The 13,653-nt window shown below is 68.1% G+C and carries 17 protein-coding genes and 2 pseudogenes; 10 read left to right on the top strand and 9 right to left on the bottom strand.

From position 1 onward, the window contains the following. Window positions 1-336: transposase (locus DIZ27_RS42610; protein WP_146229122.1), on the bottom strand; the 336-nt coding region annotated here is incomplete at its 3' end. Window positions 337-416: 80 nt separating this feature from the next. On the opposite strand from DIZ27_RS42610, the pseudogene DIZ27_RS42605 reads away from it, so the two are divergent. Next, window positions 417-650 (top strand): annotated as a pseudogene (locus DIZ27_RS42605) (transposase family protein); the annotation flags it as partial. A 30-nt stretch (window positions 651-680) separates the two neighbouring features. Here DIZ27_RS42605 and DIZ27_RS42600 read toward each other — a convergent pair. Genes DIZ27_RS42600 through DIZ27_RS49110 form a run of 3 tightly spaced genes read right to left on the bottom strand, consistent with a single transcriptional unit; the run spans window position 681 to window position 2,245 of the window. Beyond that, a complete protein-coding gene (locus tag DIZ27_RS42600; RefSeq protein ID WP_258308867.1) occupies window positions 681-1,115 on the bottom strand; it encodes an integrase core domain-containing protein in 435 nt (144 codons plus the stop codon). A gap of 15 nt (window positions 1,116-1,130) precedes the next feature. Further along, on the bottom strand, window positions 1,131-1,952 hold the full coding sequence (locus DIZ27_RS42595) for a helix-turn-helix domain-containing protein (RefSeq protein ID WP_258308866.1): 822 nt from the start codon (window positions 1,950-1,952) through the stop codon (window positions 1,131-1,133). Window positions 1,953-1,984: 32 nt separating this feature from the next. Continuing rightward, a complete protein-coding gene (locus DIZ27_RS49110; protein WP_375232078.1) occupies window positions 1,985-2,245 on the bottom strand; it encodes a hypothetical protein in 261 nt (86 codons plus the stop codon). 150 nt (window positions 2,246-2,395) lie between these two features. Between DIZ27_RS49110 and DIZ27_RS42585 the strand changes: the two genes are divergently transcribed. From DIZ27_RS42585 to DIZ27_RS42565, 5 genes are all read left to right on the top strand, one after another. Further along, window positions 2,396-2,782 carry a hypothetical protein gene (locus DIZ27_RS42585; protein ID WP_181383983.1) on the top strand — a complete coding sequence of 129 codons (387 nt, stop codon included), beginning with the start codon at window positions 2,396-2,398 and terminating at the stop codon, window positions 2,780-2,782. A gap of 51 nt (window positions 2,783-2,833) precedes the next feature. Next, window positions 2,834-3,406 (top strand): (2Fe-2S)-binding protein, encoded by a 573-nt coding sequence (locus DIZ27_RS42580; protein WP_109383664.1) that lies wholly within the window; start codon window positions 2,834-2,836, stop codon window positions 3,404-3,406. Beyond that, on the top strand, window positions 3,403-4,404 hold the full coding sequence (locus DIZ27_RS42575) for a xanthine dehydrogenase family protein subunit M (RefSeq protein ID WP_109383663.1): 1,002 nt from the start codon (window positions 3,403-3,405) through the stop codon (window positions 4,402-4,404). Before DIZ27_RS42580 ends, DIZ27_RS42575 begins: the two co-directional genes overlap by 4 nt. After that, on the top strand, window positions 4,404-6,512 hold the full coding sequence (locus tag DIZ27_RS42570) for a xanthine dehydrogenase family protein molybdopterin-binding subunit (protein ID WP_109383662.1): 2,109 nt from the start codon (window positions 4,404-4,406) through the stop codon (window positions 6,510-6,512). Before DIZ27_RS42575 ends, DIZ27_RS42570 begins: the two co-directional genes overlap by 1 nt. 493 nt (window positions 6,513-7,005) lie before the next feature. Next, window positions 7,006-7,725, top strand: a complete 720-nt coding sequence (locus DIZ27_RS42565; protein WP_109383661.1) for an IS6 family transposase — start codon at window positions 7,006-7,008, stop codon at window positions 7,723-7,725. Between the two features lie 56 nt (window positions 7,726-7,781). Here DIZ27_RS42565 and DIZ27_RS42560 read toward each other — a convergent pair. Beyond that, a pseudogene (locus DIZ27_RS42560) lies at window positions 7,782-8,099 on the bottom strand (SRPBCC domain-containing protein); the annotation flags it as partial. Between the two features lie 413 nt (window positions 8,100-8,512). Between DIZ27_RS42560 and DIZ27_RS42555 the strand changes: the two are divergent. Together DIZ27_RS42555 and DIZ27_RS42550 are read left to right on the top strand one after the other, a co-directional pair. Then, window positions 8,513-8,983 (top strand): VOC family protein, encoded by a 471-nt coding sequence (locus DIZ27_RS42555; protein ID WP_109383659.1) that lies wholly within the window; start codon window positions 8,513-8,515, stop codon window positions 8,981-8,983. A 109-nt stretch (window positions 8,984-9,092) separates the two neighbouring features. Further along, window positions 9,093-9,575, top strand: a complete 483-nt coding sequence (locus DIZ27_RS42550) for a transposase domain-containing protein (protein WP_109383658.1) — start codon at window positions 9,093-9,095, stop codon at window positions 9,573-9,575. On the opposite strand, the gene DIZ27_RS42545 is transcribed toward DIZ27_RS42550, so the two are convergent. The 4 genes from DIZ27_RS42545 to DIZ27_RS42530 form a co-directional block, all read right to left on the bottom strand. Beyond that, the gene (locus tag DIZ27_RS42545) at window positions 9,570-10,391 is read right to left on the bottom strand and encodes a DDE-type integrase/transposase/recombinase (RefSeq protein WP_109383657.1); all 822 of its coding nucleotides are present in this window, start codon (window positions 10,389-10,391) and stop codon (window positions 9,570-9,572) included. The genes DIZ27_RS42550 and DIZ27_RS42545 overlap by 6 nt on opposite strands. Before the next feature lie 202 nt (window positions 10,392-10,593). Then, window positions 10,594-10,977, bottom strand: coding sequence for a transposase (locus tag DIZ27_RS42540; RefSeq protein ID WP_109383656.1), 384 nt, complete (start codon window positions 10,975-10,977; stop codon window positions 10,594-10,596). Between the two features lie 56 nt (window positions 10,978-11,033). Then, window positions 11,034-11,516 (bottom strand): hypothetical protein, encoded by a 483-nt coding sequence (locus tag DIZ27_RS42535; RefSeq protein WP_109383655.1) that lies wholly within the window; start codon window positions 11,514-11,516, stop codon window positions 11,034-11,036. 262 nt (window positions 11,517-11,778) lie between these two features. Next, a complete protein-coding gene (locus tag DIZ27_RS42530; RefSeq protein WP_109383654.1) occupies window positions 11,779-12,696 on the bottom strand; it encodes an NADP-dependent oxidoreductase in 918 nt (305 codons plus the stop codon). A 353-nt stretch (window positions 12,697-13,049) separates the two neighbouring features. Here DIZ27_RS42530 and DIZ27_RS42525 point away from each other — a divergent pair, with 353 nt between their 5' ends. Both DIZ27_RS42525 and DIZ27_RS49105 read left to right on the top strand, forming a co-directional pair. Beyond that, window positions 13,050-13,466, top strand: a complete 417-nt coding sequence (locus DIZ27_RS42525; protein WP_146229121.1) for a GNAT family N-acetyltransferase — start codon at window positions 13,050-13,052, stop codon at window positions 13,464-13,466. 39 nt (window positions 13,467-13,505) lie between these two features. Then, window positions 13,506-13,653: transposase (locus DIZ27_RS49105; protein ID WP_146229120.1), on the top strand; the 148-nt coding region annotated here is incomplete at its 3' end.

Genomic DNA, 13,653 nt, shown 5'->3' with positions numbered 1-13,653 from the left:
GCCAGGGGGAGCGTCGATGGCGGCGCGGGAGAAGTCCAGCTGGTTCGCGCCGCGCAGCTTGGCCGGCAGGATGGCCTGCAACTGCTGCCAGACGCCGGCCTGGTTCCAGTCCCGCAGCCGGCGCCAGCAGGTCATGCCCGAGCCGAAGCCCAGTTCCTGTGGCAGCCACTCCCACTGGATGTCGGTGGCCAGCACGAACAGGATGCCCTGCAGGGCCTTGCGGTCGTCCAGTCGCTTGCGGCCCGGATGGTCGGGCCGGCGCTCGACCACTGGCAGCAGCGGCTCGATCAGGGCCCACAGGTCGTCGTCGATTTCCCAGGGCTTGGGGCGGGACATCGCGCACCTCCTGGTCAGAGCGGATCCGCACCGACATCTCCAGATTAGCGCAAACGTTCTATTTTGTTAGGTCCTCTTAGGGATACCGAGGCGCCGGGAATACGGTCCGCGTCCCGTACTGGGGTCGGTGGGAGACGCTTTCCCGAGGTCAGAAGGCCGTCAACCGGTCCCACGCGAAGATCCGAGCCCTCGTCGAGCAGGCCGTCGCCACCCTCAAGTCCTGGCGACTCCTCCGCAAGATCCGTTGCTCGACCACCCGCATCACCGGCCTCGTCCAAGCCGTCCTCTGCCTGCATCTGGCCAGCTCAGACTGAGGATGGAAAACGCTCACTGACGTTGATCGATTACGCCTGGGTCGCGGTCTTCTGCCTGAGGCGTTCGTAGGGGGTCTGGCCGCCGAGGCCGCCGTGGGGACGATGGTAGTTGTAGTAGTCCTCCCACTCGCGCAGCTTGTCGTTGAAGACCTCGGCGTCGTCGATGACGACGCCGTCGAGCAGTCGGTAGAACTCCTCGGCGTCGATGCGGTGGGAGCGTTCGACCTTGCCGTTCAGCCGCGGGGTGCGGGGCTTGATGTAGGTGTGGGCGATGCCTTTGTCGAGCGCGTGCCAGTGGAAGGCGGACTGGAACTCGGCGCCGTTGTCGGTCTGGATGACCTCGACCTGGAACGGCAGGCGCTGCAGCACGTAGTCGAGGAACTGGACGGCGGTCTTCTGGTTCAGCTGCGGGTAGATCCGCAGGACGCGCAGGCGGGTGCAGTCGTCGAGGCCATGTCCCGCCATGTGGTGTAGCAGCGATCAAGGAGAAGCTGCAGGTCGCGCCCCAAGCCGACTCGTCCCGACGCCACCATTGCCTGACTGCCCGTTAGATGGGGACGGTCGTCGGGACCACCATCGCCGCGCCTGTTGGCCTGGCCTCGAAGAAGGCCGCGTCAACGCTGGCATCGCAGTGCCTTGGGCAGTAACGCACTGATGCCTCGCCAGGTTCGCCCGACGGGCAGCCACTCGAATCAAGCCCGCGCGCTGCACTTTCGCGGTGATCGCTGCTACACCACTCGGCGGGACACCATCGTCGTTGATGGCGGTGAACTGGTAGTACTTGATGCGCCCGCCGCGCCTGCCCTGGGGTGTGGAAGCGAGCGGCTCGATGAACTTCACCTCGATCTGCACCCGGTGGCCGGGCAGCTGCTTCTCGTACCGCTTCCAGCGTCTGTCGTGGCGCTGGTAGCGCTGGGAGGCCGGCAGGCGGCCCATGTCCAGGCGGTTGAGGATGCGCCCCACGCCCGACTTGCTGAGGGTGACGTCGTGGTACCGCTTGAGGTACATGGCGATCTTCTCCGGGCCGAAGTGGTAGTGCTGCCGCAGGTAGATGATCTTCCCGACCACCTCGGTGTGGGTCGCGTTCGGCGAGGTCTTGGGCGCCTTGGAGCGGGTCCGCAGGCCCTCGACGCCCTCGGCCTGGTAGCGGCGGTACCACGTGTAATACGCCTGCCGGCTGATCCCGAAGTACCGGCAGGACATGGCGACGTTCCCGCTGACCTCTTCGACGTGGCGTATTACCGCCAGGCGCCGCTTGGCCTCACGGTCAAGTGGCGGGGTGGTGGGAGGGGACTCCGGCATGTGGATCTCCGTAGTGATCGGAGACCCAGGTGTCAACGATGATCGTCAGTTTTAGATCGAGAGTCGTCGGGTTGCCGTAGGCGGATGTCAAAAGCGTTCTCTGCCAGTGCCAGGACGCTGTGCAGAGGCGCGACCTGGCCAGGGATGAGTCCAAGGGGCCTCATGGCGTCGTCAAGTCTTGCCGGGTCCTGCCCGGTCGGTTCGATCGCCTGGAGAGTGTGGAAGTCGACGATGACCTCGCCGCCGACCGCATACTTGAACCAGTGCATCGGCTTCTCGTTGTAGTGGAGCACGACGGCCTCAGTGCCTGTGACCGGGATTTCTACTTTGCGGATGGGGTCTCTGCCTTGCGGATCTTGATCGTGTAACGCTGAGTTGCGATCAAGTTCGGAGATCGCGTCCCTTGTGAGAAGCCGGTCTGCTGCTGTGGGTACGTGAGGCAAATGGTGGAGGTGGTGATCGCGTCGGACGTGTGTGGGCTGGAGGAGCTGGTCGCGCAGTTCGACGAGGACGGGGAGACTCGTGGCCCGCTGCGGCTCGGGGTTGAGTGGCCGCGTCGGTGGAGAACGACGTGGAAGGTCGACGGCGGCGAGGTCACCTGGCCTATCCGGGGCATGGCTCACGTTTCGGTCCTTGCGACGCAGCCGACCCGCGGCTTCGCCCGGCGGCATCACCCGGGACTGCAGTACATGGTCGCGACCGGCCGGGCTCATGGGCTCAAGTCGATCGAGGAGTCTCGTCTGCTGGTCGCGCTCGACTTCCTCGTGCCGCCACACCCGCACGCCGTGCCCATGCTCACGCCTCTGCCAGCCCTGCCGCCGTCCGTGTGAGTCGGCGCCACGTGCCGTGTGAGCGGAGCCGGCGCAGGGAACCCTCGCGCAATGAATACCGAGATCACCGTGCAGGTCGACGGGGTTCCGCGTCGGCTGGCCGTCGACACGCGCACGACGCTGCTCGACGCCCTGCGCGAACGGCTGGGGGTGACGAGCCCCAAGAAGGGCTGCGATCACGGACAGTGCGGCGCGTGCACGGTGCTGTCCGGCGGGCAGCGCGTGTTGAGCTGTCTGACCCTCGCGGTCACCCAGGACGGTACCCAGGTCGTCACCGCCGATGGGCTCGCCGCCGAGGTGGCCACCGTCGACGGACAGCACGCCGACGGCGACCTGCATCCGGTGCAGCGGGCCTTCATCGACTGCGATGCGTTCCAGTGCGGCTACTGCACCCCGGGGCAGGTCGTCTCCGCAGTCGGGATGCTCGACGAGTTCGCGCGGGGCTGGCCGAGCGCCGTCACCGGCGGCACGGAGGCGCCGCGACTCGACCGCGCTGAGGTGGCCGAGCGAATGAGCGGCAACCTGTGCCGCTGCGCGGCCTACGTCAACATCGTGTCCGCCGTTCAGCAGGCCGCAGGGGCGTCCACCGCCCAGCGAACGGCCGGTACGGAGGTGGCCGGGTGAAGCCGTTCGACTACCGGAGCCCCGCCGACGCGGCGGCCGCCGTGCGCAGCGTCGCCGGGGCCTCGACCGCGGTGTTCCTCGGCGGTGGTACGAACCTGGTGGACCACCTCAAGCTGGGCGTGGCCGAGCCCGACCTGGTCGTCGGGGTCACCGGTCTGCTGCCGGCCGAGATCGAGGAGCTCGGCGGCGGCTCCCTCAGGATCGGCGCGGGCGTCAGCAACAGCGAACTCGCCGCGCACCCGCGGGTGCGCGAGTGGTTCCCCGGGCTGTCCCAGGCGCTGCTGTCGGGCGCGTCGGGGCAGCTGCGCAACATGGCCACCACCGGCGGCAACGCGCTGCAACGGACCCGTTGCGTCTACTTCCAGGATGTCACGACGCCGTGCAACAAGCGGAAGCCGGGCTCGGGTTGCTCCGCGATCGGGGGCTGGACGCGCAACCACGCGATCCTCGGCGCGTCCGAGCACTGCATCGCGGTTCATCCGTCCGACATGGCCGTGGCGATGGCCGCGTTCGACGCGCGGGTACGGGTGCTCGGCCCGGACGGCGAGCGCACGATCCCCTTCGTCGACCTGCACCGGCTGCCCGGCGACACCCCGGAGCGCGACACGGCGCTTGAGCACGGTGAGCTGATCACCGCGATCGACCTGCCAGCGCAGCCCATCGCCCGCCGGTCGGTCTACCGCAAGGTGCGAGACCGTGCCTCGTACGCGTTCGCCCTGGTCAGTGTGGCCGCGGCACTCGATATCGAGGACGACGTGGTGGTGGACGCGCGCGTCGCGTTCGGCGGTGTGGCGCACGCGCCGTGGCGCGCGTATCGGGCCGAGGAGGCGCTGCGGGGTTCCGCGGCGTCGGAGGGGAGCTACCGCGCCGCTGCGGACGCGGAACTCGCCGATGCCCGGCCGGCCGAGGGGCTGGACGGCGGCAACGCGTTCAAGATCCCCCTGTTGCGCCGCACGCTCACCGCCACCCTGCGCGACCTGGCCCGAGAAGACGCCTGATGACTTTCCTGAGCGAGCCGGACGCCATCGGCCGCGACCTGCCCCGCCGGGACGGGTCCGCCAAGGTCCTGGGCACCGCCACCTACGCCTACGAGACCCCGCTGGACAACGCCGCCTACCTGCATCCCGTCCAGGCCACGATCGCCCGGGGGCGCGTCACGGAACTGGACACCACCGCCGCCGAAGCGCTCGACGGCGTGGTCGCGGTGCTCACCCCCGGCACCGCGGAGCGCCTTGCCTCCACCGAGGACAGGGAACTGGCGGCCCTGCAGGACGAGGAGGTCGCCTTCCGGGGCCAGGTCATTGCCGTGGTCGTCGCCGACAGCTCCGAGGTGGCACGGCACGCCGCCGCTCTCGTCCAAGTCGGCTACGCGCAGGCGGCGCACAACGCCGAACTGCGGGCCGACCACGACGACCTGTACGCGCCCGAGACGGTGAACGGGGGCTTTCCCACCGACACCGCCGAGGGCGACGTCGAAGCCGCCATGGCGGCCGCGGAGGTGACTGTCGAGCAGACGTACACCACCGCGATGTACCACAACAACCCGATGGAGCCGCACGCCACGGCGGCCCTGTGGGATCCGGCGGGCGACGGCTTTCTCACCCTGTGGGAGTCCACACAGGGCGTCCATCCGACGCGTGCCACCGTGGCCTCGGTGTTCGGCCTCGACGAGGCGCGGGTCCGGGTCGTCTGCCCGTACGTCGGGGGAGGGTTCGGGTCGAAGGGGGAGCCGCACGTCAACGTGGTGCTCGCCGCGCTGGCCGCGCGCGCGGTTCCCGGCCGGCCCGTACGGCTGGCCCTGACCCGTCAGCAGATGTTCTCCCTCGCCGGCTACCGCACCCCGACGATCCAGCGGTGCAGGCTCGGCGCCGACCGCGGCGGCACGCTTACCGCCCTCGCGATCGACGTCGTCGAACAGACGTCACGGGTAAAGGAGTTCGCCGAGCAGACGGGCGTGCCTGCCCGGATGATGTACGCCTCGCCGAACCGGCGGACCACACACCGGCTCGCCGCCCTCGACGTCCCGGTGCCGTCCTGGATGCGCGCCCCTGGCGAGTGTCCCGGCATGTTCGGACCCGAGGTGGCGATGGACGAGCTGGCCGAGCGCCTCGGCATGGACCCGGTCGACCTGCGGATCCGCAACGAGCCCGACGTCGAGCCCGGCTCGGACAAGCCGTTCTCCAGCCGCAATCTCGTCGGCTGCCTGCGGGAGGGCGCGGCGCGGTTCGGCTGGGCGGAGCGCGACCCGCGGCCCGGCGTGCGCCGCCGCGGCGACTGGCTGGTCGGCACGGGCGTCGCGGCCTCCACCTACCCGGTGAACCGGATGCCCAAGTCGACGGCGACGATCCGGTGGGAAGGGGGCCGCTACGTCGCCGAGATCGGCGCGGCTGACCTCGGCACCGGTACGTGGACCACGCTGCCGCAGATCGCCGCGGACGCGCTCGGCGTACCGGTCTCTCGGGTAGACGTGCGGATCGGCGACACCGACTACCCGATGGCGTCGGTGGCCGGCGGTTCCTCGGGCATGACGACATGGGGCTCGGCCGTGGTCGAGGCCGCGCGCGCCTTCCGCGACAAGTACGAGACCGAGCCGCCCGACGGGGCCGAAGCCACCGGTACCGTCGGGCTGCCCGACGACCGCTACGCGATGCACGCCTTCGGCGCCCAGTTCGCCGAGACACACGTCCACACGGACACCGGCGAAGTGCGGGTGCCGCGCCTGCTCGGCGTGTTCGCCGCGGGCCGGATCATCAACCCGCGCACCGCGCGGTCGCAGTTTATCGGCGGGATGACGATGGGGCTGTCCATGGCGCTGCACGAGAACAGTGTGCTCGACCCCCGCACCGGCCATGTCGTGAACCACGACTTCGCCGAATACCACATCACGATCAACGCGGACGTCGACGAGATCGAGGCGCACTGGCTCCCCGAGCACGACCCCCACGTCAACGCCATGGGGTCGAAGGGCATCGGGGAGATCGGCATCGTCGGCACGGCCGCCGCGGTGTCGAACGCGGTGTGGCACGCCTGCGGTGTGCGCGTACGGGACCTGCCGATCACGCTGGACAAAGTGCTGCACGCTCTGGAGGAGCGGCCCGAGCGGTGACCATACGCCGCCACCGGTGGCAGGCCGCCCGCCGGGCGGGGGCGGCGACATATCGTGGTGAATGCAGGGGCGGAAACCATGTTGGAGGCCAGGGCGCGCTCATAGCCCCTCATTTGATCTTGCCTGCTGGGATGATCTCGAGCTCGGAGCTGATGTCGTGCTCCGGACAGAAGTCGAGCAGTCGGCCCTGTGAGCTGCTTCGAGTTTCGTAGAGTCCGCGGAGTGCCCTGTGCGTGGGAACGGCACAGCAGACATCCGGCAGCATCTGATCCCCCTTCGTCTGAGACTGAAGTCCAGGTTATTGATCACTCTGGTGGTAGGCACGGGCAAGCAGCCCAGCGAAGGCAGCAGCCCGGTCTACGCTGTATCGGCCGCTCCGAAGCTGAGCTTCCCACATGCTGAAGTCAAGCCGCTGCTGTCACTGGGGCGTTGTCACGTTAGCTGACCGGCCTGAGATGATCTTGGAGTTGATCGTGCCGGGGAGGATTCGCTCGTGTCGTCCGCGCCGCCGTCGTACAAAGGGCACCGGTACCCGGTGAGGGTCATCGCGCACTGCGTGTGGCGGTACTTCCGTTTCCCGCTCAGCTTCCGCGAGGCCGGGGAGCTGATGCTCGAGCGCGGTGTCGTCGTCTCCCACGAGACCGTCCGCCGCTGGTGCGCGAAGTTCGGGCAGGGCTACGCCAACGGACTGCGTCGCCGCCGACCTCGGCCCGGGGGTAAATGGCATTTGGACGAGGTCTTCATCAAGGTCAGCGGAGAATTGAAGTACCTGTGGCGGGCCGTCGACCAGGACGGGAACGTGCTGGACATCCTCGTGCAGAGCCGCCGGGACCAGACCGCAGCCCGGCGCTTCTTCCGCCGCCTGCTGCAGAGGGCCCGCACGGTGCCGCGGGTGATCGTCACGGACAGGCTCCGCTCCTACGGAGCGGCCCACCGCGAGGTCATGCCTTCGGTCGAGCACCGCTCGCACCAGGGCCTGAACAACCGGGCGGAGAACAGTCATCAGCCGACGAGGCAGCGCGAACGCGCCATGAAGGGCTTCCGCAGCGTGGGCGGGGCCCAGCGGTTCCTGTCCGCCTTCAGCGGCATCTCACCCCATTTCCGGCCCCGACGTCACCTGATGACCGCTTCCGAATACCGAGCCGAGATGGCCGCCCGCTTCGCCGTCTGGGACCAGGTCACCGGCGTCGCCGGCCGGCCAGCCGCGGCCTGAGTCTGGAGCCGGACCCCGGCCCCACCACACCCGACACACCGTCAGGCACTCACACACTCAACAACGTGACAGCGCCTGGCTGCGGGCTCGGGCTTGCCGGGTACGTCCATGCCGACCACCAGACGGCGGTTCTCGGCGACCTCGAGATAGGAGCCGGTCAGCGGGAACTGTCCGCCGTCGGGGGTGAGCATCGTCGCCTTCCACGCTCCGCCCGGCCGTACGTCCATCTCGACGGAGCCGGCAGCGGCGCCTGCCCATCGGGCGTGCTGCTCGGTGGTGGTCCACGCGCGCCACACCTTCGCCACGGGGGCGTCCAGCGTTCGGGTCAACGTGTAGGAGAAGCCGTTGGCCGCGGTGGTCTGCTCAGTGCTCATGTCTCGTCTCCATGGTCTCGCCCTTGGCCGGGGTGTCACACCTGTAGACACCCGCAGGCGCGGAAACTCATCGGTGTGCTGCGACCTCTCGGCTTCATGCCGGCAGACCACCTGGGGATCTATCGTGTCGCCTCATGACAGTGCAATCCGATGCCCGTGCCACCCCGGTGTCCAGGGGCGGACCGTCACCTGCCTCCACGGTGACTGCCGCTGCCGCTAAGGTGTGCCCGTCGGCGCTTCTGCGCACACCTCTGCGTTGCTCCAATGGCCTTAAGCGGCGAGCCATCCGTGTACAGCTGCCCGCGAATCTTCCAGGAGGGCGAGCCGGTGAAATTGCCGGCCACTTCGAAGGGGGAACCTACCGTCAATGCACATCATCAACGGAGCATGAGACCGACAAGTGGAGGCACCAGATGGCCGATCTCCCGCCACCACCAGAGGGAATTGTGCTGGCCCACTTCATCGTCTCGGACGATGTCGAACGCTCTCGACGCTTCTACACCGAAGTGCTCGGCGGCCGGCTGGCCTACTCCGGCCCTGGAGGCCTGACCTATGTCGCACTGGCCAACAGCTGGATCATCATCAACGTCGGCGGAGGCCCGACGGACGACAAGCCCTCGGTCACCCTGGAGGCGCCGCGCGATTCCAGCCGGGTCAGCAGTTTCCTCAATATCCGCGTCAAGGACATCTACCCCTTGTACGAGGAGTGGAGCGCCCGAGGTGCCCAGTTCCTGACGCCGCCGAAACAACATGCGTACGAGATCCGCTGCTACATCCGCGATCCTGACGGCCATCTGATCGAAGTCGGCCAGACCACCGACCCGGAGGGAGACTGGACACCGGCTCACTGGCCCCCGAGTTCCCGCACCGGCGATTCCGAGTGAACTCCGAGATCCCGGGCCGCGCCCCGCTATTGACCTTGACTGCGCGAGTCGCGGACGATCTCGGCGAGCCAATGCCGTTTAGATAGGCGGTAGTTGCTAGGGTCCCGGCATGCCGCAGGGGGATGGGGAGCGCCGGGGCGTACGTCCGACGGATCTGGTGTCGCTGGGGGCGTTGACGACGTTGGTGTCGCGATCGGTGCTGGACGAGGCGATCGCGGTGACCGAGGCACATGAGGTGCGGGTCCGCAAGCTGCCCGCGCACGTGGTCGTCTACCTGCTAATGGCGTTGTGCCTGTACGCGGACGACGACTACGAGGAGGTCGCCGAGAAGCTCACCGGCATGCTGTCCTACCTACCCGGTTCGCGCTGGCAGGCCCCTACCCGCGGAGCGATCACCCAGGCGCGGCAGCGGCTCGGGCCGGAGCCGGTGAAGAAGGTGTTCGCACAGGTCGCCGCACCGGCGGTGAGCGCGGACACGCTGGGCGCGTTCCTGGGGCGGTGGCGGGTGATAGCCGTCGACGGCTTCGTCCTGGATCTGCCTGACACCCCGCCGGAAGATTTCAAGTCCAGTGAGACGGTCGTGGCGCTATGAGGTTTGTGGTGCGGGTTCGCGGCGCTTGGCCGGGGCGTTGATCCAGGCGGTCTGGGGTATCTCGGGTGGTCGGGGGCGGCGGCCGAAGCGTTCGGGGTGGCGGGCGTATGCCTCGTCGAGGGTGACGGCCCGCTGGTCGCGGACCTCCTCGGCGGTCCCGAAATGGACGGAGGCGGATGTGTGCCAGCCGATGCCCGAGTGCCGGTGCTCGTGGTTGTAGTACGCGATGAACGCGTCGAACCACTCGCGGGCGTGGGCCAGCGAGTTGAACCGTTCGGGATAGTCCGACATGTACTTCGTGGTCTTGAACTGGGCCTCGCTGTAGGGGTTGTCGTTGGAGACCTTCGGCCGCGAGTGCGACCTTGTCACCCCGAGATCGAGCAGCAGCTGGGAGACCTTCTTGCTCGTCATCGAGGTGCCGCGGTCCGCGTGCACGGTCTCGGGCACGATCCCGTTGCGGACGATGGTCTCGCGGATCAACTCCTCGGCTCGTTCGGCCGATTCAGCGGCCTTGACGGTGTGGCCGACGATGTAGCGGCTGAAGATGTCGATGATGACGTAGGCGTGATACCAGACGCCCTTGGCCGGTCCGGCCGCCTTGGTGATGTCCCAGGTGAACACCTGCGACGGGGCGGTGGCCACCAGCTCGGGCACCGCCTGGGCAGGGTGGGTGGCCCGTCTTCGGCGCTCGCCGGACTGGCCCTTCTCGCGCAGGATCCGGTACATCGTGGAGACGGAGCAGTGGTAGCGCCCGGCATCCAGCTCACGGGCCCAGATCTGCGCGGGCGCCAGTTCGGCGTACTCGTCGCTGTTCATCAACTCCAATACCGCAGCCCGTTCTGCGGCTGTCAGAGCCGAGGGCTGGACTGCGGCTTGCGGGGTCGGCGTGGTGGCGCCGGACGCCGCCGGCGGTAGTGGGTGGCCCGCGAGCGGCCGGTCAGCCGGCACGCCGCAGTCACACCCAGCACGCCCTCGACGCCGGTGAACGCGTCATCGACCACCGGGGCGACGGCAGCGTTCAGTCCGCGCCCTCGGAGATCATTTCCAAGAGCGCGGAAGCTTTTCCCATAACTTCCAACGCGGCCTTGTTCCGAGCCAGTTCCTTCTCCAGACGCTCCACCTGGCGGCGCAGTTTCTCGTTCTCCGCCTCGGCAGCGGACTTCTTCGGCCTCGCCGGGCCGGTCCGCTGGTCGACCAGCTTCTCCAGGGCCCCGGCATCCCGCGCGGCCCGCCACTCCTTCACATGCGAGTGGTACAGCCGCTCGCGCCGCAGGACCGCGCCCTTCTCGTTCTGCGGGGCGGCGTCGTACTCGGCCACGATCCGCAGCTTGTACTCGGGGCTGAAAGTGCGGCGCTTCGGCCGGGGAGCCGGGTCGGATCCGGCGGACTTGCTGCTGGTCATGAGGGGGTGGTTCTCCTGTCGTGCCCTCTCAGGCTAACCCGCCGAAGCGGGACGTCTCACCCAAGGCTGACAGAGAGGGGGCGCACCTCGTCCCTTGTCAACCCCTCCCAGTGGAAGTGCACCTCGGGGTCATTGATCATCTCGGTGAGGGACCGAACGGGCTCATCCGCACGCTCGTAGAGCCACTGCAGGATCACGTTCCTTACGTGGACGTTGCGTTTCAAGCGATTCGAACGTCTCGCCCGGATGCCCTGCAGCTCCGCTACGCCAGCAGGGGCAAGTGAGACCCGTCGGCCGCGAGCACCCGTACCGACCGACCCACCGATAGAAGCCCATGCGGCCCACCAGTCGTGCTCAACCCCGGCGTCCTTCAGGAGCCCATCAGCCTTCAGGCTGTCCAATAGAGTTCGCAGTTCCAGGTCCGCGACGCCGTTGCGCATCGCCCATGTCTTGGCGTCGACCGCTCCGGAGCCGGAGCCACGAAGCTGCTCTTCCACCCACTCCAGCAACTCGATACGTCGCCGTTCGCTGAGGCTCATGTGGCCTAATGCTATTGATCAGAAACTCATGGGGTTCTCGTCCAGGACGTAGCGGACGGTAGGTCCTCCAGCACGAACCCGTCCAGCTGTCCGCCGGTCGACACCCGGATGTACCCCGCGAGCCGCATCTGATCGCCTCCAACGCGCTGACCTGCACTGTCACAGTAATGGGTCAAACGCTGACTCGCTGGAGGCCGCTCCATGTACGGCCTCGGTGGCGCCGAGGGTGACGACCACGCCGTCGGACTGTGGCCATCACTGCCTACGGGCGTACGCGGATGACTGTCTTCCCGTTTCGTCGCGTGGTCGGGTTAAGGGCACCAACGGCGTCATCCAAGCTCGCGACGTCACCGATGTTTGTCCGCAGCCGTCCGTCCCGCACCCGCTGCACAATCTCACCCAGTCCCGCACGATCGGCCTCGACAACGAAATCGATCGCCAGACCGTCAGCGGGTCGCGCCTCGACCGGGCCCACGACCGACACCAGCGTCCCGCCGGCCTTGGTCAGAGCCGCAGAGCTCCTCTGGACGTCGCCACCGATGACATCGAAGACCAGATCGACGCCCCCGACGTCTTTCAGCGCGTCGTTCTCGAGGTCGACGAACTCCTGCGCGCCGAAGTCGAGCGCCTTCTCACGGTCGGCGGCGCGTCCGGTGCCGATGACGTAAGCGCCGGCCTCACGTGCGAGCTGGGTCACCATCGTCCCGACTGCCCCGGCCGCGCCGTGGGCGAGGACGGTCTGGCCGGCCTGAAGGCGGCCGTGCTGGAACAGCCCCTGCCACGCGGTCAGACCCGAGATGGGTAGGGACGCGCCTACCGTGAAGTCGACGTCGCCGGGCAGCGGTGCGAGGTTGCGTGCCTCGATCGCCACGTACTCCGCGAGGGTGCCGTCGCGGTGCCAGTCGGCGAGGCCGAACACCCGCTGCCCGACCGACAGCCCCGTCGTGCCGTAGCCGAGGGCGGTGACCACTCCGGCCAGCTCGTGGCCGGGGATCGACGGTGTCTTGTCATGGCCGGCGCGATCGGTCCAGGTCGATGGCCACTCCGTCTCTGTCGGGACGAAGCCCGATGCATGAATCTGAACGATGACGTCGTTGATCGCTGTGGGCGGCTCAGGCCGCTCCGTCAGCGTCATCCCGGCCGTTCCCGCGGCCTGGTCGGTTACCACAATGGCTTTCATTGAGATTGTTCTCTTCCTCGTATGGGTTGCGGTTTTGGTTTCCGAGTGGGTGTTTAGACGAAGGTGAACAGCTGGTCGGCGTCGAGTCCAGCTCCGACACCCGCGCCCCCAGCGGTGACGTCACGTCACGCCCTTTTGTTCGTGCCGCTGTTTGCCGCATCTGTGTCCCGCATATGGGGGGCTTATCCGGAGTCCATGGACTGGCGGGGATCTGGCAGTTCACCGCACCCTCGGCGGGGGAGGGAGCGGGGCCGCCGGAGAGGCCAGCGGGGAAGGTTTGCTTCTGAGGACCGGTCGCCGGGGAGCGGGAAAAGGTGGTGCGGTCCGGGCACGGTCTGTGCAGACTGGCGCGCGTGCTGATCGATCACTGGCCACTCAAGGGCCTGCGCGTACGGTCTCCGCGTCTGGAGTTGCGACTTCCCTCCGAGGGCGAGCTGGCGGAGGTCGCGGATGTCGCCGCGCGGGGCGTCCACGAGCCGACCGCCAGGCCCTTCCTGACGCCCTGGACCGATCTGCCGCCAGCCGAGCGCGCACGGCATGTCGTGCATCTGCACTGGAGTCGGTTGGGACGGTGGACGCCGCAGAACTGGGCGCTGGAACTCGTTGCGTTCTTCGAGGGGCGTCCCGTGGGCATTCAGGACATGCGAGCTGTGGACTTCGGCATCCGCCGCGAGATCGTCTCGGGCTCGTGGATCGGGCTGAGCCACCAGGGTCGGGGACTCGGGACCGAGATGCGCATTGAAGTTCCCCCCGCGGTCGGGACAGCTTGATACTGGGACGTATGGGTCCCGGAGGAAGCAGTCCAGGTAGTGAGTAAGAAGAGCAACACGCGCAAGCGGTACACGGCCGAGTTCAAGAAGGATGCCGTCGAGTTGGTCCGTTCCTCCGGGCGGACGGTGACGGAGGTGGCCCGGGAGCTCGGGGTCAGCGCCGAGGGCCTGCGGGGCTGGGTGAAGC

It is taken from the genome of Streptomyces sp. NWU339 (assembly GCF_003143855.1).
Classification (GTDB): domain Bacteria; phylum Actinomycetota; class Actinomycetes; order Streptomycetales; family Streptomycetaceae; genus Streptomyces.
Note: the sequence above shows the minus strand (reverse complement) of the source record. Positions and strands in the feature narration are given on the sequence as shown.